General features: G+C 66.2%; 13 protein-coding genes. 5 read left to right on the forward strand and 8 right to left on the reverse strand.

Features of this window, described 5'->3' with window-relative positions:
• Positions 1–170 precede the first annotated feature (170 nt).
• The 4 genes from guaB to ACE026_RS17510 all read left to right on the forward strand — a co-directional run bounded on the left by guaB (position 171) and on the right by ACE026_RS17510 (position 7,824).
• Entirely contained in the window at positions 171–1,628 is a 1,458-nt protein-coding gene (gene guaB, locus ACE026_RS17495) for an IMP dehydrogenase (RefSeq protein WP_026069766.1), read from the forward strand.
• Positions 1,629–1,739: 111 nt separating this feature from the next.
• Entirely contained in the window at positions 1,740–3,305 is a 1,566-nt protein-coding gene (gene guaA, locus ACE026_RS17500; RefSeq protein ID WP_282263967.1) for a glutamine-hydrolyzing GMP synthase, read from the forward strand.
• 302 nt (positions 3,306–3,607) lie between these two features.
• A complete protein-coding gene (locus ACE026_RS17505; RefSeq protein ID WP_486040070.1) occupies positions 3,608–5,176 on the forward strand; it encodes a Fic family protein in 1,569 nt (522 codons plus the stop codon).
• A gap of 182 nt (positions 5,177–5,358) precedes the next feature.
• Positions 5,359–7,824, forward strand: coding sequence for a M20/M25/M40 family metallo-hydrolase (locus tag ACE026_RS17510; protein WP_486040071.1), 2,466 nt, complete (start codon positions 5,359–5,361; stop codon positions 7,822–7,824).
• 164 nt (positions 7,825–7,988) lie between these two features.
• Here the strand turns inward: ACE026_RS17510 and lpdA are convergent, their stop codons facing one another.
• From lpdA to ACE026_RS17530, 4 genes are read right to left on the reverse strand one after another with little or no spacing between them, the layout of a single operon-like run.
• Entirely contained in the window at positions 7,989–9,395 is a 1,407-nt protein-coding gene (lpdA, locus tag ACE026_RS17515) for a dihydrolipoyl dehydrogenase (RefSeq protein WP_486040072.1), read from the reverse strand.
• A gap of 3 nt (positions 9,396–9,398) precedes the next feature.
• Complete coding sequence (locus tag ACE026_RS17520) at positions 9,399–10,742, reverse strand: dihydrolipoamide acetyltransferase family protein (RefSeq protein ID WP_486040073.1); 1,344 nt, start codon at positions 10,740–10,742, stop codon at positions 9,399–9,401.
• Positions 10,743–10,745: 3 nt separating this feature from the next.
• Positions 10,746–11,789, reverse strand: coding sequence for an alpha-ketoacid dehydrogenase subunit beta (locus ACE026_RS17525; RefSeq protein WP_070427218.1), 1,044 nt, complete (start codon positions 11,787–11,789; stop codon positions 10,746–10,748).
• A gap of 4 nt (positions 11,790–11,793) precedes the next feature.
• Complete coding sequence (locus ACE026_RS17530; protein WP_486040074.1) at positions 11,794–13,044, reverse strand: thiamine pyrophosphate-dependent enzyme; 1,251 nt, start codon at positions 13,042–13,044, stop codon at positions 11,794–11,796.
• Positions 13,045–13,306: 262 nt separating this feature from the next.
• Here ACE026_RS17530 and ACE026_RS17535 point away from each other — a divergent pair, with 262 nt between their 5' ends.
• A complete protein-coding gene (locus tag ACE026_RS17535; RefSeq protein ID WP_121036607.1) occupies positions 13,307–14,218 on the forward strand; it encodes a LysR substrate-binding domain-containing protein in 912 nt (303 codons plus the stop codon).
• Here ACE026_RS17535 and ACE026_RS17540 read toward each other — a convergent pair.
• The 4 genes from ACE026_RS17540 to ACE026_RS17555 form a co-directional block, all read right to left on the reverse strand.
• A complete protein-coding gene (locus ACE026_RS17540) occupies positions 14,188–15,384 on the reverse strand; it encodes a YkvI family membrane protein (protein WP_486040075.1) in 1,197 nt (398 codons plus the stop codon). The genes ACE026_RS17535 and ACE026_RS17540 overlap by 31 nt on opposite strands.
• Positions 15,381–16,385, reverse strand: a complete 1,005-nt coding sequence (gene bla / locus ACE026_RS17545) for a class A beta-lactamase (protein ID WP_486040076.1) — start codon at positions 16,383–16,385, stop codon at positions 15,381–15,383. Before bla ends, ACE026_RS17540 begins: the two co-directional genes overlap by 4 nt.
• Entirely contained in the window at positions 16,382–17,425 is a 1,044-nt protein-coding gene (locus ACE026_RS17550; RefSeq protein ID WP_486040077.1) for an N-acetyltransferase DgcN family protein, read from the reverse strand. Before ACE026_RS17550 ends, bla begins: the two co-directional genes overlap by 4 nt.
• A 192-nt stretch (positions 17,426–17,617) precedes the next feature.
• A complete protein-coding gene (locus ACE026_RS17555) occupies positions 17,618–19,825 on the reverse strand; it encodes a TonB-dependent receptor (RefSeq protein WP_486040078.1) in 2,208 nt (735 codons plus the stop codon).
• Positions 19,826–20,180: the final 355 nt, after the last annotated feature.

A 20,180-nucleotide genomic window follows, 5' to 3' on the forward strand; every position in this document is an offset into this window, starting at 1 on the left:
CCCCCCCCCCCCCCCCCCACTACCGCTGGTTGGCTTTGGCGGATTCATCGGTCGCCTGCCACCGTCCTGAACCGGCGTTTGCCCACGCGACACAGCGTCGCATCCGCCCCCTGCCAAAGACGCCCGAATCAGGGTAAAATGTCGCGCTTCCCCACATCTCGGGTATGCCGATGCTGCGCATCCAGGCTGAAGCTCTCACCTACGACGACGTCTCCCTCGTCCCCGCTCATTCCATCATCCTGCCCAAGGATGTCAGTCTGGAAACGCGCCTGACGCGCGACCTGCGGCTGAAGCTTCCGATCCTCTCGGCTGCCATGGATACCGTCACCGAAGCCCGCCTGGCCATCGCCATGGCCCAGCTCGGCGGCATGGGCATCATCCACAAGAATCTGAGCGTCGAGCAGCAGGCTGCCGAAGTCGCCAAGGTCAAGAAGTTCGAGGCCGGCGTCATCCGCGACCCGATCACCGTCGGCCCGGAAACCACCATCCGCGACGTGCTGGCCCTGACCCAGGCGCGCAACATCTCCGGCGTGCCGGTGGTGGACGGCGGCGGCCAGCTGGTCGGCATCGTCACCCACCGTGACATGCGATTTGAGACCGAGCTGGACGATCCGGTCCGCCACATCATGACCAAGAAAGATCGCTTGATCACGGTCAAGGAAGGCGCGGCCTCCGATGAAGTGCTGCAGTTGCTGCACCGCAACCGCATCGAGAAGATCCTGGTCGTCAACGATGATTTCGCCCTGCGCGGCCTGATCACCGTCAAGGACATCCAGAAGAACACCGATTACCCCAACGCCGCCAAGGACACCGCCACCCGCCTGCTGGTCGGCGCGGCCGTCGGCGTCGGTGGTGATACCGACCGCCGGGTCGAGGCGCTGGTCGCCGCCGGGGTGGACGTGCTGGTGGTGGACACCGCGCACGGCCACTCGCAGGGCGTGCTGGACCGCGTCAGCTGGGTCAAGAAGCACTTCCCGCAGGTGCAGGTCGTCGGTGGCAACATCTGCACCGGTGAAGCCGCACTGGCGCTGCTGGACAGCGGCGCGGACGCGGTCAAGGTCGGCATCGGCCCGGGCTCGATCTGCACCACGCGCGTCGTCGCCGGTGTCGGCGTGCCGCAGATCACCGCGATCGACCTCGTCGCCGAGGCGCTGCAGGATCGCATCCCGCTGATCGCGGATGGTGGCATCCGTTACTCCGGCGATATCGGCAAGGCGCTCGCCGCCGGTGCCTCCACCATCATGATCGGTGGCCTGCTGGCCGGTACCGAAGAATCGCCCGGCGAAACCGAGCTGTTCCAGGGCCGCTCCTACAAGAGCTACCGCGGCATGGGCTCGCTGGCCGCGATGGAAAAGGGGTCCAAGGACCGCTACTTCCAGGACGCCTCCAGCGCCGACAAGCTGGTGCCCGAAGGCATCGAAGGCCGCGTGCCGTATCGCGGCCCGGTCGGCGGCATCATCCACCAGCTGATGGGCGGCCTGCGCGCCACCATGGGCTACGTGGGCTGCGGCACCGTCGAAGACATGCGCAGCAAGCCGAAGTTCGTCAAGATCAGCGGCGCCGGCCAACGTGAGAGCCACGTCCACGACGTGCAGATCACCAAAGAGCCGCCGAACTACCGCGCCTGATGCGGCATGAGCAAAGAGGAACGAGGAAGCTGATTCCCGTTCCTCTTTCTCTATAGGCCGCCGGTTTTCGTATTCGTTTCCTGTTTTCTTTCCTGCATTGCCCAGGGCGCCATGACCAACATCCATAACGACAAGATCCTCATTCTCGATTTCGGTGCTCAGTACACCCAGCTGATCGCGCGCCGCATCCGCGAGCTCGGCGTGTACTGCGAAATCTGGGCGTGGGACCACAACCCGGCCGATATCGCCGCGTTCGGCGCCAAGGGCATCATCCTGTCCGGCGGCCCGGAATCGACCACGCTGCCGGGCGCGCCCGCCGCACCGCAGGAAGTGTTCGACAGCGGCCTGCCGATCTTCGGCATCTGCTACGGCATGCAGACCCTGGCCGCCCAGCTCGGTGGTGCCACCGAAGCGGCCGACCAGCGTGAGTTCGGCCATGCCGAAGTCAACGTCGTCGCCCCGGATGCGCTGTTCAAGGGTCTGAGCGACCACGGCGGCGAGCCGAAATTGAATGTCTGGATGAGCCACGGCGACCACGTCTCCGTCGCGCCCCCGGGCTTCACCGTCACCGCCGTGACCGATCGCATCCCGGTGGCCGCGATGGCCAACGAAGAAAAGCGCTGGTACGGCGTGCAGTTCCACCCGGAAGTCACCCACACCCTGCAGGGCCAGGCGCTGCTGCGCCGCTTCGTGGTGGATGTGTGCGGCTGCGAAACCCTGTGGACCGCCGCCAACATCATCGACGACCAGATCGCCCGCGTGCGCGAACTGGTGGGCGATGACGAAGTGATCCTGGGCTTGTCCGGCGGCGTCGATTCGTCTGTCGTGGCCGCGCTGCTGCACAAGGCGATCGGCGACAAGCTGACCTGCGTGTTCGTCGATACCGGCCTGCTGCGCTGGCAGGAAGGCGACCAGGTGATGGCGATGTTCGCCGAGCACATGGGCGTCAAGGTGATCCGCGTGAATGCCGCGGACCGCTATTTCAGCAAGCTCGAAGGCGTCAGCGATCCGGAAGCCAAGCGCAAGATCATCGGCAACCTGTTCGTGGACATCTTCGATGAAGAATCCACCAAGCTGAAGAACGCCAAGTGGCTGGCACAGGGCACCATCTATCCCGACGTGATCGAGTCGGCCGGCAGCAAGACCGGCAAGGCCCATGTGATCAAGAGCCACCACAACGTGGGCGGCCTGCCCGAGCACATGAAGCTGGGCCTGGTCGAGCCACTGCGTGAGCTGTTCAAGGACGAAGTGCGTCGCCTCGGCGTCGAACTCGGCCTGCCGCGCAGCATGGTCTACCGCCACCCGTTCCCGGGCCCGGGCCTGGGCGTGCGCATCCTCGGCGAAGTGAAGCGTGAGTACGCCGAACTGCTGGCCAAGGCCGATGCGATCTTCATCGACGAACTGCGCAAGGCCGATCTGTACGACAAGACCAGCCAGGCGTTTGCGGTGTTCCTGCCGGTGAAGTCGGTGGGCGTGGTCGGTGATGCGCGTGCGTATGAATGGGTGATCGCGCTGCGTGCGGTGGAGACCATCGATTTCATGACGGCGCATTGGGCGCACCTGCCGTATGACTTCCTGGGTACGGTGAGTAACCGGATCATCAATGAGTTGCGGGGGGTTTCAAGGGTTGTCTATGACATCTCGGGGAAGCCGCCGGCGACTATTGAGTGGGAATGAGTTGAAAGAACGAGGGCGCCGAGAGGCGCCCTTGTTGTATGCGGCCGTGCAGAGGAAGCGCGGTAGGAGATCACTCCAGTGTGCTGGCGATCAAGTCTGGCGCACACCTCAGGGTGGAATGCTCGCTTGCGGCCTTGACGGCGGGGACGTCTTGCGGGAAGCTCTTCCCGTATGAGATTTAATCGTTTTTGCGCAAATTACAGCAAATCTAATTGATTTTATTCATCCATAATCGATATTCGACAGGATGCTGCCTTAGGCGCAATGCATTCTGACGGCGGCTTGCACGGGGGATCCTTCACATGACGGACCTGCTCGCAGATCCCATCGGCGCCACCTGGCTGGCCCAGGCCTATGGCGTGCGGCCAATGGGGCGGTTGCCTGTGATGAGCCAGGTGGGGGGGCGGCGGGCAACCCAGGTTACTGATGGGTTCCGCTTGGAAACCTATACGGAGCCCATGCGGCCAGCGCTTGAACCTGCGGCGCACCTGCAGTTCCATCTTCGGCATGAAGTTCCCCATCTTGAATTCCTGGCCCGCCTCTTCGCGCGGACGGGTCCCGGGTTCGTACAGGCGTGGGTCGCCGCCGAGCCCACCGGTCAGTACGCACGCCGTGCCGCATTTCTTTATGAGTGGCTGGTCGGGGAGTCGCTGGCGGTGCCTGAGCGGCTGGGTGGCAACTATGTCGATGTCCTTGACGGTCAGAAAGTTGTCGTAGCAAGCCGCGATCGCGTTACCAAGGTGCAGCGCTGGCGCGTGAACGACAACATGCCGGGCACGCCCGCCTTCTGCCCCATTGTCGTCAAGACTGCCGCTGTGGATGCGGCCGCCGCGTTGAACGTGACCGCCCTGTTCGATGAGCTGACAGATGAATTCGGCGAAGACCTGCTGCTGCGGGCAGCAGTCTGGATGACGTTGCGCGAGAGTAAGGCCAGCTTCGCCATTGAGGGTGAGGGCGACCGGGTGGGGCGAGTGCAGCGTTTCGCCGATGTCATGGCGCGTCGAACGGGGCAAGGCGAGGTGCCTTTGAGTGACGCGGCGCTGGCTGAACTGCAGCGGGAGATCCTTGGTGATCGGACGACAATCACGCATTTCGGGCTGCGCCAGTCGCCCGTGTTTGTCGGCGAAACGGTGCGCTATCAAGAAGTGGTGCATTACATTGCGCCTTCAGCCGACACGATAGGCGCAATGCTCGACGGGCTGCGTACGTTTCTCGACAGGACCGAGGGTCAATCGCCAGTGATGCGCAGTGCGGTGGCCGCGTTCGGGTTCGTGTACATCCACCCACTCGCCGACGGTAATGGCCGCGTGCATCGGTTCCTGGTCAATGATGTTCTCCGTCGCGACGGTGTCATCCCGGACACTGTGATTCTGCCGATCTCGGCGGTCATTACCGACGATGCCGGCGAGCGACGTGGCTATGACCGCGTATTGGACCACGTGTCCAAACCGCTGATGCAGGCGGTCCGCGAGCATGTCACCTTCGAGTCCACGCAAACCCGCTATCCAGATGGCGTGGTGTCAAACATCGCCTTTGATGCAGACGATGAGGCCAAGCCACTGTGGCGCTATCCCGACCTCGGACCGCACGTGATCTTCCTCGCCAATATCCTTCGCCGGACGTTGACCGAGCAGATGCCCGAGCAGTCACGCTATCTGCGTAGTCATGCGCGCGCACGCGCAGCGTTGAAAGAGGTTGTTGAGATGCCCGATCAGCAGGCGGATCGGGTGCTGCGCTCGATCGATCAGAACCGGGGTGAGTTGAGCAACGTACTCGCCAAGGAAATGCCGGTGCTTGCTCAAACGGGGGTGTGGGATGAGATTGTTGCGGTCGTCTCCGAGGCGTTCAAGGAGCCGCATGCGGGCCGTTGAAGATCGGCTGGGGGGCGGGTGCTTGCGCAATGCAGGTCAGTGGGTTCGCTGATCGGAAAACTGTTTGACAGATCGGAAATGCCCTTGTAATCCTGCGTAGGTCATCCTTGCTGGATTCCCGCCGTGCTCGTTATCCCGCTCCTCTGCAGCTTGGCGAATGATCTCAGCCGCAAGGTGCGCGCATGAGCGCGCTCCGGTCATCTCGCGGCGCCGCACGATACACGCTGCCACTGCTGCTCCTCGGCATCGTCATCGCCGCGTGGTCGGCTTGGAGCGCCCAGAAGACCCCGCCCGCACAGCCCGCCAGCATCGCCACCGCCGAGTTCTCGGCCGCACGCGCAATGCAGCACCTGAGCTGGATCGCGGCCGAGCCGCATCCCACCGGCTCAGCGGCCGCGGCAAGGGTTCGCGACCAACTGGTAAACCACCTGCAGCAGGCCGGACTGCAGGTGGCCGTGCACCGCGGGCACGCAGCCGCCGAGTACGGTTCGGGCGACGGACGTGGTGTGCGCGCGGCCAATGTCGAGAACGTGGTCGCGGTACTGCCGGGCCGCGATCGCAGCCTGCCGGCGGTGCTGCTGATGGCGCACTACGACACCGTTCCGCATTCGCCCGGCGCGGCCGACGATGGCCTTGGCGTGGCGGTGATGCTGGAGATCTCCCGTGCGCTGCAGAGCGATGCGCGGCAGCGTGACGTGGTGTTCCTGTTCACCGATGCGGAGGAAGCCGGCCTGCTCGGCGCGCGTGCGTTCTTCGCGTCGCATCCGCTGTCGTCGCGTGTCGGCACGGTCATCAATCTGGAAGCACGCGGCAGCAGTGGCCGTGCGGTGCTGTTCGAAACCGGGCCGGGCAACGCGGCGCTGCTGGGCACGTTCGCCAAACTCGCGCCGCAGCCGCTGGGCAACTCGCTGACCGGTTTCGTCTACCGCTACATGCCCAACGGCACCGACTTCACCGTGCCGGCGCAGAAGGGCATTCCGGGGCTCAATTTCGCGATCATCGGCAGCCAGATCGACTACCACGCCGCGACCGCGAGCGTGGCGAACCTCGACCCGGGCAGCGTGCAGCACATGGGCGCGCAGGTGCTGCCTATGGTGCGCAAGCTGGCGACCTCGGCGACGCTGCCGACCTCCACCCAGGATGCGATCTACAGCGATCTTCCCGGCGGTTGGATGATCAGCGTGCCGACGTGGTCGGGCTGGTGCGTGCTGGCGTTTGGGCTGCTGGTCCTTGTCGTGGTCGCGCGCCGGGCCACGTTCAATCAGGGCGGCTGGCGGGGCATGGTCAGTGGCGTGGCCTGGTGGCCGTTGGCGCTGCTGTCGGTGGCGCTGGCGGTGCGTGTGTCCTACCGGTTGCTGGGCGGCGGCGATGCCACGCTGGTGAACAACCGTGACCTGCTGGCGGCGTTTTCCAAGCTGGCGGCAGGCGAGGGGCTGTTGGCAATCGGCGTGGTGCTGGCGCTGGGCGCATTGACGCGGTGCAGGGCGGCGCGTAAGCAAGCGGCCGTGCTCGCCGTGCTGGCGGGCGCATGCGCCTCGCTGCGGGGTGGGTTCGACGCCCTAGGGTTGGGGTTGGGTGTGGTGGTGGCGCTGCTGGCCTGGACCAGTGCAGGGACCGCTGTGCGCGGGGAAAGCACTCGGCTGGGTGCCTTGCTGGTGGCCTGGATCATCGGCGCGGTCGTGCAGGTGCTCGCGCCGGAGCTGGCACCGTTGCTGCTGTGGCCGCTGCTGGCGGTGGCCGCGGTGGTCTGGCTGCTGCCGGCGCACGCGCCGCTGACCGCGTTGCGTGTCCTTGCCGCGGCAGTCATCACCGGATTCGCCTTGGCCCATGTCTTCCACTTCGCGCTGCAGCTGTTCGAGGCGATCGGCTTCGGTACGCCGGAAGTATTGGCGTTGCCGTTCGCGTGGCTCGCCATGTTGCTGTTGCCGTGGGTGCGCGTGGCCGATGGCGGACGCTGGCTTGCCATCGCCGCGTTCGTCACGCTGTTGTCTGCCGCAGGAGTACTGGCCGCTGCGTCGCTCACCCAGGCGGACCGCACGCGCTATCCCGAACTGTCCCAGGCGCTGTTCGTCGCCGATCCGGACAACCAGCAGTACCACCGCGTCAGTCCATTGTCGCAGCTGTCCGATTGGAGTCGCGGCGCATTGCGGGTAGGGCAGGGTGAGCCTGCCCGTCTGCCGATTCCGGCGTTGGATTGGGCAGGTGTCTGGGCGACGAAGGCCGACGCCATCGCGGTGCCGGAGCGGGTTCGCTTCGAGCCGTCGTTCGATGCCGCCACCGGTCAATCGGTGCTGCGCGTGCTGGCACCCGCAGGCGCGCGCGAACTCCGTGTAGGGCTGAAGAGCGGGGCGGTGGTACGCAATGTGCAGTTGCAGGGGGAAGCGGTGCCACTGTTGGACGAGGCGGACCGCTGGTCGCGTCTGCGCTGGCAGGCACCGGGCCCGGACGGGATCGAATTGCGGTGGCCAGCGGAGGGCGGTCCGGTCGAGGTGCAGGCCGCGGCGGGAATCGATGGCTGGCCGAAGGATGCGGCGCCATTGCCTGCGCGGTCTGCGCACATCGTGCCGTGGTCGACCTCGGACATGACCTGGATTCTTGGCGCGACGCGCGTGAGCCGGGAGGGCGGCGCGCACCAGGGTGGGCGCTGACGCCCGACGGGATGGAGGGCGGGTGGCCCCTCCGTCACGGCCAGCCTCCACTGCTGCCCGTTGCGATCTACCAGAACCGATGCAAACAAACGGCCCGCAATGCGGGCCGTTTGTTTTGTTGCCATCTAAGGTATACGAGCATGGCTCGGACCTACAGACCTGCCTCAGATATGCAACGCATGCCCCAACGCACGCAGCGCCGCTTCCTGCACCGCCTCACCCAGCGTCGGGTGAGGATGGATCGTGCCGGCGATATCTTCCAGCGTGGCGCCCATCTCGATCGACTGCACGAAGGCGATCGACAGTTCCGAGACCTGCACGCCCACGGCCTGCCAGCCGAGGATGCGGTGGGCGCTGCTGCGCGCGACCACGCGCACGAAGCCATCGGTGGATTCCAGCGACATCGCACGGCCATTGGCCGCGAACGGGAACAGCGCGACCTTGGTCTCGATGCCCTGTGCCTTGGCTTCGTCCGGCGACAGCCCGACCACCACGATTTCCGGATCCGTGAAGCACACCGCCGGAATCGCGGCCGGCACGAAGTGGCGCTTCTTGCCGCTGACGATCTCGGCCACCAGTTCGCCCTGCGCCATCGCGCGGTGCGCGAGCATCGGCTCACCGGCGACATCGCCGATCGCCCACACGTTGCGCATCGAGGTCTTGCACTGGTCGTCGATCTTGATCGCCTTGCCGGTCAGATCCAGCTGCAGCGATTCGAGATTGAAGCCGTCGGTCTTCGGACGGCGACCGACCGCGACCAGGATCTGGTCGGCGTCCAGCGCGATTTCGTTCCCGTCCTTGTCACGCACGCGCAGCTGGCCATTGTCGGCCAGGCCCAGCACGCTATGGCCGGTCAGCAGCTTCACGCCGGACTTCTCCAGGTGCGTGGCTACTGGCTTGGTCAGCTCGGCGTCGTAGGCCGGCAGGATGCGTTCCTGGGCCTCGACCACGGTGACTTCGCAGCCCAGCTTGCGGTACACCGTGCCCAGCTCCAGGCCGATGTAACCGCCACCGACGACGATCAGCTGCTTGGGCAGCGAGGTCGGCGAAAGCGCTTCGGTGGAGGAGATGACCTTGCCGCCGAACGGCAGGAACGGCAGTTCCACCGGCACCGAGCCGGTAGCCAGCAGCAGGTGCTCGCAGCTGATGCGCAGCGTGCCGCCGTCTTCGGCGGCACCGGCGATCTCCACGGTCTTGCCGTCGACGATCGTGGCCCAGCCTTTGATCAGCTGCGCGCCGTTCTTCTTCAGCAGCGCACTGACGCCGCCGGTCAGCTTCTTGACGATGCCGGCCTTCCACGCCACGGTCTTGGCCAGGTCCAGCGACGGTGCCTGCACGCTGATGCCCAGCGGCGAGGTGCCCGCCGCATAGGCGGTGACCTTGGCGAATTCCTCGGCGGCATGGATCAGCGCCTTGGACGGAATGCAGCCGATGTTGAGGCAGGTGCCACCCGGATTGACGCCCTCGACCACGATGGTCTTGACGCCGAGCTGGCCGGCGCGGATGCCGGCGATGTAACCGCCGGGGCCGCCGCCGATGATCAGCAACTGGGTTTGAAGGGTATTGGACATCGCTTACTCCACGAACAGCAGGGCCGGGGTTTCCAGGCGGGTACGGATGGCCTGCACGAACTCGGCCGCATCCATGCCATCGACGATGCGATGGTCGAACGAAGACGACAGATTCATCAGCTTGCGCGCCACCACCTGGCCCTCGCGGAACATCGGGCGTTCGATGATGCGGTTCACACCGACGATCGCCACTTCCGGATGGTTGATGATCGGGGTCGACACCACACCACCTACCGCACCGAGGCTGCTGATGGTGATGGTCGAGCCGGATAACTCCTCACGGGTCGCCTTGCCCACGCGCACGGCGTTGGCCAGGCGCGCGATTTCGGTGGCGGTCTGCCACAGGTCCAGCGACTCGGCATGGGCGACCACCGGCACCGACAGGCCGACTTCGCTCTGGGTCGCGATGCCCAGCTGCACACCCTCGTAGCGGGTCACGATGTTGGCCTGGTCATCGAAGCGGGCGTTCATCTGCGGGAAGTCGCGTGCGGCCAGCACCACCGCGCGTGCCAGCAGCGGCAGCAGGGTCAGCTTGCCGCGCTCCTTGGCCCAACGCTCGTTGAGCTTGGCGCGCAGGGCCTCCACTTCCGTGACGTCGATTTCTTCCACATAGGTGATGTGGGGAATGGTCGTCCAGGACTGCTGCATCTTCTGCGCGATCTTGCGACGCAGGCCGATGATCGGCACCTGCTGCTCGCCGGTACGGCGTGCGTAGCTGCTGCCACCGGCACTGCCGCCGACCGGCTGCGCCTTGCCACCGGCGGCGGCGTAGGCATCCAGATCGGCCTGCAGGATGCGACCGCCCGGGCCGGTAGCCGGCACGTAGCGCAGCTCGACACCCAGGTCCCAAGCGCGGCGGCGCACGGCCGGCGAGGCCAGGGGAGCTTCACCGGCGTTGAGCACGCCGTTGGTCACCGCGCCACGCGCGTCCTGCTTGGCGGCGCAGGCGGGTGCGGAGGCAGCGGCGGCCTTGGCGGACGCCGCGGCTGGTGCAGCCTCGGCGGCGGCCGCAGGTACAGCAGCAGGCGCAGCCGCCTTGGGCGCAGCAACCGGTTCGGCCGGCGCGACAGCGGCCGGTGCACTGGCGGCGCTGGCATTGCCGGCGCCTTCCACTTCCAGGCGGATCAGCTCGCTGCCGACGGCCATCATCTGGCCGGGCTTGCCGCCCAGCGAGACCACGGTGCCTGACACGGGCGAGGGGATCTCGACCATGGCCTTGTCGGTCATGACCTCGGCCACGACCTGGTCTTCGGCGACCGGGCCACCGACCTCGACCTTCCAGGTGATCAGTTCGACTTCGGCGATACCTTCACCGATGTCCGGCATCTTGATGACGTGATGTCCCATGGTTCAGTCCTCCAGCACGCGCTGCATTGCATCGATGACCCGGGACGGACCCGGGAAGTAGTCCCATTCCTGCGCGTGCGGATACGGGGTGTCCCAGCCGGTAACGCGTTCCACCGGTGCCTGCAGGTGGTAGAAGCAATGCTCCTGCACCAGCGCGACCAGTTCGGCGCCGAAGCCGCAGGTGCGGGTGGCTTCGTGCAGCACGATGCAGCGGCCGGTCTTCTTGACCGAGTTGACGATGGCGTCCAGGTCCAGCGGCCACAGGCTGCGAAGGTCGATCACTTCGGCATCGATCCCGGCATCTTCAGCGGCGGCCTTGGCCACCCACACGGTGGTGCCGTAGGTGATGATCGTCAGTGCCTTGCCTTCGCGGGCGATGGCGGCCTTGTCCAGCGGCACGTTGTAGTAGCCCTCCGGCACCAGATTGTCCGGGTACTTGGACCACGCGGTGACCGGGCGGTCGTGGTGACCGTCGAACGGGCCGTTGTACAGGCGCTTGGGCTCCAGGAAGATCACCGGATCGTCGTTCTCGATCGAGGCGATCAGCAGGCCCTTGGCGTCGTACGGGTTGGACGGCATGACGGTGCGCAGGCCGGTGGCGTGGGCGAAGATCGCCTCCGGGCTCTGGCTGTGGGTCTGGCCACCGTAGATGCCACCGCCGCACGGGGTGCGGAACACCAGCGAGGAGGTGAAGCTGCCGCCGGAGCGATAGCGCATGCGCGCCGCTTCGGAGACGATCTGGTCGTAGGCCGGGTAGATGTAATCGGCGAACTGGATCTCGGCGACCGGGCGCAGGCCGTAAGCGGCCATGCCGATCGCCGCGCCGGCGATGCCGTTCTCGGAAATCGGCGCATCGAACACGCGCTGCTTGCCGTACTTGGTCTGCAGGCCGTCGGTGCAGCGGAACACGCCGCCGAAGTAGCCCACGTCCTGGCCGAAGACCACCACGTTGTCGTCGCGTTCCAGCATCACGTCCATCGCCGAGCGCAGCGCCTGGATCATGGTCATCGGCGTGCCGCCGGTGTTGTTCTGTTCAATCCCGCTCATGTGTTCAGACTCCCAACTGCTGACGCTGGCGACGGAGGTGTTCGGGCATGTCCTTGTAGACGTCTTCGAACATGAGGGCCGCGCCGGGACGGTTGTCGCTGCCGAGCAACCCATGGGTTTCGGCTTCCTTGAGGGCACGCAGGACCTCGGCATCCAGTTCGGTGCGCAGTTCGTCGTGCTGCTGCTCGCTCCACAGGCCGCGCTTGATCAGGTGCTGCTTCAGGCGGTCGATCGGATCGCCGAGCGGGAAGTGCTGGGCATCATCGGCCGGGCGGTACTTGGAGGGATCATCCGAGGTCGAATGCGGGCCGGCTCGGTAGGTCACCCACTCGATCAGGGTCGGGCCCAGGTTGCTGCGGGCGCGTTCGGCGGCCCAGCGCGAGGCGGCGTACACGGCCAGCAGATCGTTGCCGTCCACACGCAGCGACGGAATGCCGTAGCCCACGCCGCGTGCGGCGAAGGTGGTGTTCTCACCGCCGGCGATGGCCTGGAAGGTGGAGATCGCCCACTGGTTGTTGACCACGTTGAGCACGACCGGTGCGCGGTACACGTGCGCGAAGGTCAGCGCGGCGTGGAAGTCGCCTTCGGCGGTCGCGCCATCACCCACCCATGCGGTGGCGATGCGGGTGTCGCCCTTGATCGCCGAGGCCATCGCCCAGCCCACCGCCTGGATGTACTGGGTGGTCAGGTTGCCGGAGATCGAGAAGAAGCCGTAATCCTTGTACGAATACATGATCGGCAGCTGGCGGCCCTTCAGCGGGTCGGCCGCGTTGGACAGCACCTGGCAGATCATGTCGACCAGCGAGACTTCCTTGGTGACCAGGATGCCCTGCTGGCGGTAGGTCGGGAACTGCATGTCGTCATCGCGCAGCGCCAGGGTCTGGCCGACCGCGATGGCTTCCTCACCCAGGCACTGGATGTAGAAGGAGGTCTTCTTCTGGCGCTGGGCGATCAGCATGCGGGCGTCATAGGCGCGCGTCTTGAGCATGGCGTGCATGGCACGCAGCAGCACCGCGTCGTCGATGTCGGCGGCCCACGGGCCCACGGCGTCGCCGTTGTCATCCAGCACGCGGATCAACTGGCCGGGCAGCGGTGCGGTCTGGCTGGCGCTCACATCCACGGGCGGTTTGTCGACCGCGCCGGCGGGGCTCAGCTTCAGATAGGAAAAGTCGGTGGCCTCGCCGGGACGGGCGCTGGGCTCGGGCACGTGCAAACGCAACGGTTCACGCGTGGCGGGGATCTGGGGTGATGACATGTCAGGGGCCTCGCTGGGCTTGGGTCATGGAGCTACAGGCATACCGCAGGCGGGGGGCAACGGTAATGGCGATGTTGGCGCGCCGACATCCGGTCAGGATCTCGTCGCGAAGCGGGTAAGGGCCAGCGCTTGCAAGGCGGCTGGGGCCATGGCGCATTGCACCCAGTGTGAAGTCTAGAGGCACAGCGGCTTATCGTAAATTTGTTTAATTGCGTATGAGGTATTGTTTATTCAGATATCCTCATTCCGCGGGAGCCCGTGCATGCAAATCCCAGCCAACATGACCCTGCGCCAGCTGCGGTACTTTGCCGAAGCGGCCGAGTTGGGGCAGTTTTCGCAGGCTGCGCGCAAGCTGCACGTTTCCCAGTCGGTCATCACCACCGCGGTTGCCCAGCTGGAAGCATCGCTGGGGCTGAAGCTGTTCGACCGCATGCCGCACGGTGTGGGGCTGACCGCGGAGGGGCACCGCTTCCACCAGCATGTGCGGCACATCCTGGATACGCTGCAGGACGCGCTCAGCGAGCCGATGTTCCTGGCCAACACGCTGCCGGGCCGGGTGAGGATCGGCGCCTCCTACACGGTGCTGGGCTACTTCCTGCCGAGCCTGCTGGCGCGCTTCAAGCGCTCCTACCCGCAGGTGGAAGTGGATCTGGTCGACATGGACCGCGCCGCGATCGAACAGGGCGTCAGCAGCGGTGAGCTCGATTTCGGCCTGTGCATCATTTCCAACATGGCCGAGCCCTACGTGCTGCGGCGCCAGGTGCTGATCCGCTCGCGCCGCCAGCTGTGGCTGGCCGAGTCGCATCCACTGCTGCAACTGCCGGTGATCAGCCCGGCCGACGTGGAGCCGTATCCGTACATCATGCTGATGGTGGACGAAGGGCAGGAGTCGGCGATGCGCTACTGGCGCTCGGTCGGGCGCGAACCCAACGTGGTGTTCCGCACCTCGTCGCTGGAAGCGCTGCGCGGCATGGTCGCCTACGGCTTCGGGGTCAGCATCCTGTCGGACATGGTCTATCGGCCGTGGTCGCTGGAGGGGCGCCGGATCGACGTACGCACCCTCACCGATGCGGTACCGCCGATGGAAGTCGGCCTGGTCTGGCGCCCGGACGAAGACCTGTCCGCGCCGGCACGCGCACTGCATCAGTTCCTGGTCTTCGCCTGTGGCGGATGAGCGCCGATGGCGTCGGCCAGCGCAGCGCGCGGATCGGGCAGCTCGCCCGCCGGCGCAGTGAACGCCTGCCCGCGGCGTGTCCAGATCTGCCACGCCGAGTACGCCAGCAACGGCACCACATACGTGGCCAGGATGGCGTAGGCCAGCAGCCGGTAGCCCTTCGCGATCAGTGCGACCAGGCCGATGCCATCGGCGAGGAACACGGCCATCAGCAGCACCGCGGCGATGATTGCCACGCGCATGCCGCGGCTGGGTGCGGCGCCGGTGCGTTCTTTCCAGTTGACGCTGATGCGGCCGTCCACCGAGGCCATCAGGGTGACGCCGGTTTCGACCAGGGCCACCATGATCATCAGGCGGAACAACAGCTGGAACCACGGCAGGCCGAGCTGGCCGAGCATCAGGTCCGATGGCAGCGGCGCGTCGGCGATGTCCGGCAGGAACGCGATCATGCAGACGTAGAACACGATCGCCGGCAGGATCGCCAACGGGCCGGCCAGGGCGCCTGCGATCACCGCATCGCGCCGGCACAGCAGGTGGCGCACCACCAGCAGGATCGAGACCGCCGCGAACATGTTGTAACCGGCGTAGGTCACGCCGTTGAGCACCCAGTCCTTGCCCAGTTCATGGGTGTTGGAGAGCTGTGCCATGGCGCCGCCGCCGAAACGGTACAGGATCAGGCACGCGGCAATGGCGTAGACCAGATACATGAAGGCCGACATCAACTTGAACATGCGCTCGACGGCGTTGGTGCCGGCCTGCACCACGCCGGTGATGATCGCCACCAGCAGCAGGGTGCCCACGATCCGTGGCCAGCCGAACATGGTCGCGGCCAGTTCGCCGGCGGCGGCGCCGAACACGGCCAGCACCACCACGATCAGTGCCAGGTAGGCCACCTCGAAGGTCCACCAGCCACGGCCGAGCAGATGCCGGAAGAAGGTGCGGTAGTCGTTGGCACGGATCGCCCGTGCCAACAGGAACGTCAGGATGCAGATCACGCTCCAGATCAGCATCGACAACACCATCGCCGCCAGGCCGCCCCAGGGGCCCGATGGCAGGAAAAACTCCGCCAGCTCACGGCCGGTGGCGTAGCCGCCACCGATCACGGCCGACTTGAACGCCAGACCGGGCAACAGATACCGCTGGAACCGGCTGGCGGCGGCGGTCACTTGCGGGCGGCCGTGGGCTGCAGCAGGTAGAAGTCGCGCACGGTGCGGGCGATCTCGGCGATCACACGCTCACGTTCGCTGCGCGGGGCATTGCTGGCTTTGACGAACACGGAAATCGCAAACTGGCTGCCATCGGGCAGGGTGACCACGCCCACATCGTTGACGGTGCCGGCCACGGTGCCGCTCTTGTCGGCCACCTTGGTGCCCGGCGGCAGGCTGCCCCGCAGGCGTGCACTGCAGGTCCGGCAACGTTCCATGATCTGCACCAGCACCTCGGTGCTGGCCGGGCTCAGCGCCTTGCCGGTGAACAGCCTGGTCAACAGGGTCGACATCGCACGCGGCGTGGAGGTGTCGCGCGGATCCTTGTCGAAGGCTTCGTTGCCGGCTTTGGTGCGCTTGACGACCTCGGGATCGAGGGTGAGTTCGGCGACGCGTTCCTTGGTCAGCGGCTCATCGCCGAGGCCGAAGATGTCGCTCAGCAGCTGGCGGGTGTTGCGATCCAGACGCTGGCCTTCGATGCCCTGTGCGCGCAGCCAGGCGGTGACCGCGGCCGGTCCGCCGGCCTGCGCCACCAGCACGTCGGTGGCGGTGTTGTCGCTCTGGGTCAGCATCACTTCCAGCAGGTTGTGCACCGACAGGCTCACACCGTCATGGATGAAGCGATCGGCGATCACTTCCGAATCGACGTAGAACGATTTCGGCACCGGCACCATCGTGGTCAACGCCAGCTCGCCGGCGTCGACCTTGGTCAGGATCACCGCCGCGACCGCGACCTTGAACGTGCTGGCCATCGGGAATGCTTCGTCGGGATTCAGATGGACCTGCTCGCCCTTGCCATCCAGGCGCCACGCCGAGACACCGACCTTGCCGTCGATCAGGGTGGCCAGGCGCGCGACTTCGGTTTCCACCGGGCTGGTCTTGCTGGCGCTGAACGCGGCGAGCGGGCTCAGGCCCAGCAATGCGGCAACGCACAGGCTCAAGGTACGGGATGTCATCTTCATGCGATGCAGGCCTCCAGCAAACGGTTGAATTCCCCATCTTGCCGCATCGGGTCGGCCACCGGCAGACCAAGACGCGCGCTGACTTCGGCACAGGCGGCGGCCGCCGCGGCGTCGGTCATGCCATGGGTGTTGAGACTGACGCCGACGCAGCGGATATCAGGATTGGTACGGCGCCCCAGCTGCACGGTCAATGCGATCACGTCCTCGATGGAGGGCAGCGGATAGTCCGGATACCCCAGCACGTGCTTGCGCCCCGGCTGGTGGCAGACCACGAACACATCGGGCTGGCTGCCGTGCAGCAGACCGAGGCTGACACCGGCGTAGGCGGGGTGGAACAGCGAGCCCTGGCCTTCGATGACATCCCAGTGATCGTCGGCCGCGTTCGGGCTCAGCAGTTCGGCGGCACCGGCCGAGAAATCGGCGACCACCGCGTCCATCGGAATGCCGCTGCCGGCGATCAGGATGCCGGTCTGGCCGCTGGCGCGGAAGTCGGCATCCACGCCGAGCCCACGCAGGCCGCGTGCCAGCGCCAGCGCGGTGTACTTCTTGCCCAGCGCGCAGTCGGTGCCGACGGTCAGCACGCGCTTGCCGGTGCGCTTGCGGCCGTTGCCGACCGGAATGCCGCGCGGCGGTACGCGCACGTTGATCAGTTCGCGCCCGTGGCGTTCGGCCGCCGCAGCCAGTTCCGGAATGTCACCCAGCTTCTGGTGCATGCCGCTGACCAGGTCCAGGCCGTTCTCCAGTGCGTCCACCAGCGCCGGCAGCCACTGCGGCGGAATCACCCCACCGCCGTTGGCCACGCCGATCACCATCGCACGGGCACCAGCGGCGCGCGCCTGCGCCGGGGTCATGCTCGGCAGGCCGGTGGTGATCGGGCAGCCGGGCAGGCTCCACTCGGCCACGCACACTTCCGGCGCCCAGTCGTGCAGGCCGATCGCGGTCTTGGCGAAGCCCGCTTCGGTGGTATCGCCCAGGAACAGCAGGTACGGCTGGGGGAGGGCGGCGAGGGCCTGTACGGCAGCGGTGGGCGTTGCACTCATGAGGGATCCAGTAGTCGGGGGAGAGAAGAGAGGGGAGGCATTCACGACGAGGGGCTCGCAGTTGTTAGACCTGGTTGGATCTGTATAAGTCCTAATCAGAGAATATGCAACCCAATCAGGATAATCCTTTAGTCTCTTCCGCCGGTGGGCCCGGCGACGGCATGCGCGCCGCCGGGCTCGGCGCTACGGCACTCAGTAGCGGTAGTCGATCGACATGCCGATCGTGCGGGGCTGCAGTGGCACGCCGGTCACCGCGACGTAGCGGTTCAGCGCGTCCCGCACGGCGCCGGTGGAGACGTACGCGCGTTCGTCGGTGGCGTTGCGGGCATACAGGCGGACGGTCCAGGTCATGTTGGTCAGCTCGGCATGCAGGTCCAGCGCGTTGTAGCTGTCGATGTCGTACGCGCCGGCCACGCGCTCGCCGGTGACCCGGTAGCCAGCACCGACCCGGCCCTGCCACTGGTCGCTCACATCGAAGTCGTAGTCGATCGTGCTCGACCAGCTCAGGCGCGGTGTCATCGGCATCCGGCTGCCGGACACCAGTCCGCTGGAAGGCGGTACATCCCCGATCTTCGAATCGATGTAGGCCGCATTGAGGCCGATCGTCAGGCGCTCGGCCGGGCGGACCATGAAGCTCAGTTCCGCGCCCTGGCTGCGCGCGCTGCCGGCATTGCCCATCCAGCTCAGGCCGTTCTCGGAGACACGCACCTGGATGTCGTCCCAGTCGATCCGGAACAACGCCAGATCGATCATCGCGCGGCGGTCCCAGAAGTGCGATTTGAAGCCGAGCTCGACGTTGTCCAGCGTGTCGGCCTTGGTCATCGGCACCACGCCGGAGGTCGAGACGTTCGGTCCGCCCGGGCGGTAGCCGGTGGCGTAGCGCGCGTAGATCATCGCGCTGTCGTTGAGGTGCCAGCGCGAGGCCAGCTTCCACGTGGTCACGCTGTCATCGGCGGAGTCGGCCAGATCGATCGGCCGCGGGCCGTACAGCAGGCCGATGCTGTGCTGTTCGAAATCCTGCTGGTTGCGCGCGTGCCGCACACCGGCGGAGACATCGAAGCGTGGGCTGAACTTGTAGGTGACGTCGGCGAAGATCGCCTGCTCGTCATAGGTGCCGGGCAGGCTGGCGGTGCCGGGGTTGAACGGCAGCGGGATGCCGTTGGCATCGTAGGCGCTCACCTGCTGGCGGTTGGTGTTTTTCTCGCCGGTGAAGAAGGTGCCGAGCAACCATTCGAAGCGCTCGTTCTCCTTGGAGTTCAGGCGGAACTCCTGGGTCCACTTGCGCGTGCCGAGGAAGACATCGAACTGCGCCTGGCCGGCCGGGTACGGGGTCAGCAGCGGCCAGGCCACGCCATAGACCAGCGTGGAATCCTGCACTTCGTCCATGCGGGTTTCGGAGAAGCTGGTGGCGGAGACGAAATCGACGTTGCCCAGATCCCAGTCCAGGATCGCCGAGTAGTAGTCGGTTTCCATCCGGTACGGCGTAGCGCGCTGGAGGATGCCTTCGAGCGGGCCGCGGATCGGCTCCAGCGTGGGATAAGTCAGGCCCACCGCACTGGAGTTGTCGGCATCCACGATCTGCGAGAGCGCCTGCACGCGCAGGTTGGCGGTGTCGCTGATGCGCCAGGTCAGCGCCAGGCGGGAGGCCAGCTGGTAGTAGCCATTGCTGTCCTTGGCGTCCTCGCCGGTGAGGTCGGGTTGATCCACATAGCCGGGCGTGCCCTGGCGCGAGAGGCTCGCGCGCAGGCCCAGCTTGCCTTCGATCAGCGGCACGTTGAACGAGGTGCGCACACCGGTGCCCACGTCGCCCGCTTCCTTGGTGGCATTGACGTCCATGCCGGCGCGGAACTCGAAGCCATCCGGATCGGCCGCCTTGGTGATGTACTTGAACAGGCCGCCCATCGAGCTGGCGCCGTACAGCGTGCCCTGCGGGCCGCGCAGCACTTCCACGCTCTGGATGTCATACGGCAGCAGATCCAGTGCATAGGTGGTCGCGCGCTGCTTGTTGCTGCTCGGGCCGATCGGGGTGTCATCGATGTAGGTGCCGATGATCGAGCCGCCGCCGAGGGGCGCGACACCGCGCAGTGCCATCGTGGTCTGGCCCGGTGCGCCGCCGCTGTCCACCTGGAAGCCCGGCACGTAGGCGGCGAAGTCGTTCAGGCGGGTGGCGCCGAACGCCTCGAGACGTTCTTCGCTGATCACGCTGACGCCGGCCGCCACCTCCATCACGTTCTCGGCACGCTTCTGTGCGGTCGCCACCACGCGATCAAGCTCCACCACATCGGGTGTGCTGCGGCTGCCATCGGCGTCGGCATCCTGGGCCATCGCCGCGGTGGCAAGGCCCATGCAGCACAGGGTGACGGTGGAGGCGAGGATCGAACGTTTCATCGGCTTGCGCATGTGGCGGGCTCTCCGGAATCAGGAACGGGGTCAGGCAGGAAAAACGACGGCCGTGCACGGCGGTAACAGCCGTGGAGGGGTGTGGAGGCGCGCGCTGTCGAAGCCGCGCCGGGTTGGCACGTCGGTCAGGGGGGGGGCGTGGGGGAGGAAAGCGGCAGACCACGGGCGTTGGCAGGTGCAAGGCCGTGCTGCTGGCCAGCGGCGCGATGGGCGCGGAGGCTGGGGTCGTGCGGAAACTGATCGGGCATTTCGACATCCCTACAAATCCTATGTAAGGAATATTTAGCCTGATCAGGTATCTGTCAAGCTTAATCAGAAAACATAATCCCATTGCGGATTATTGCGCTGCAGCAAT

The organism is Stenotrophomonas sp. AGC87 (assembly GCF_057333975.1).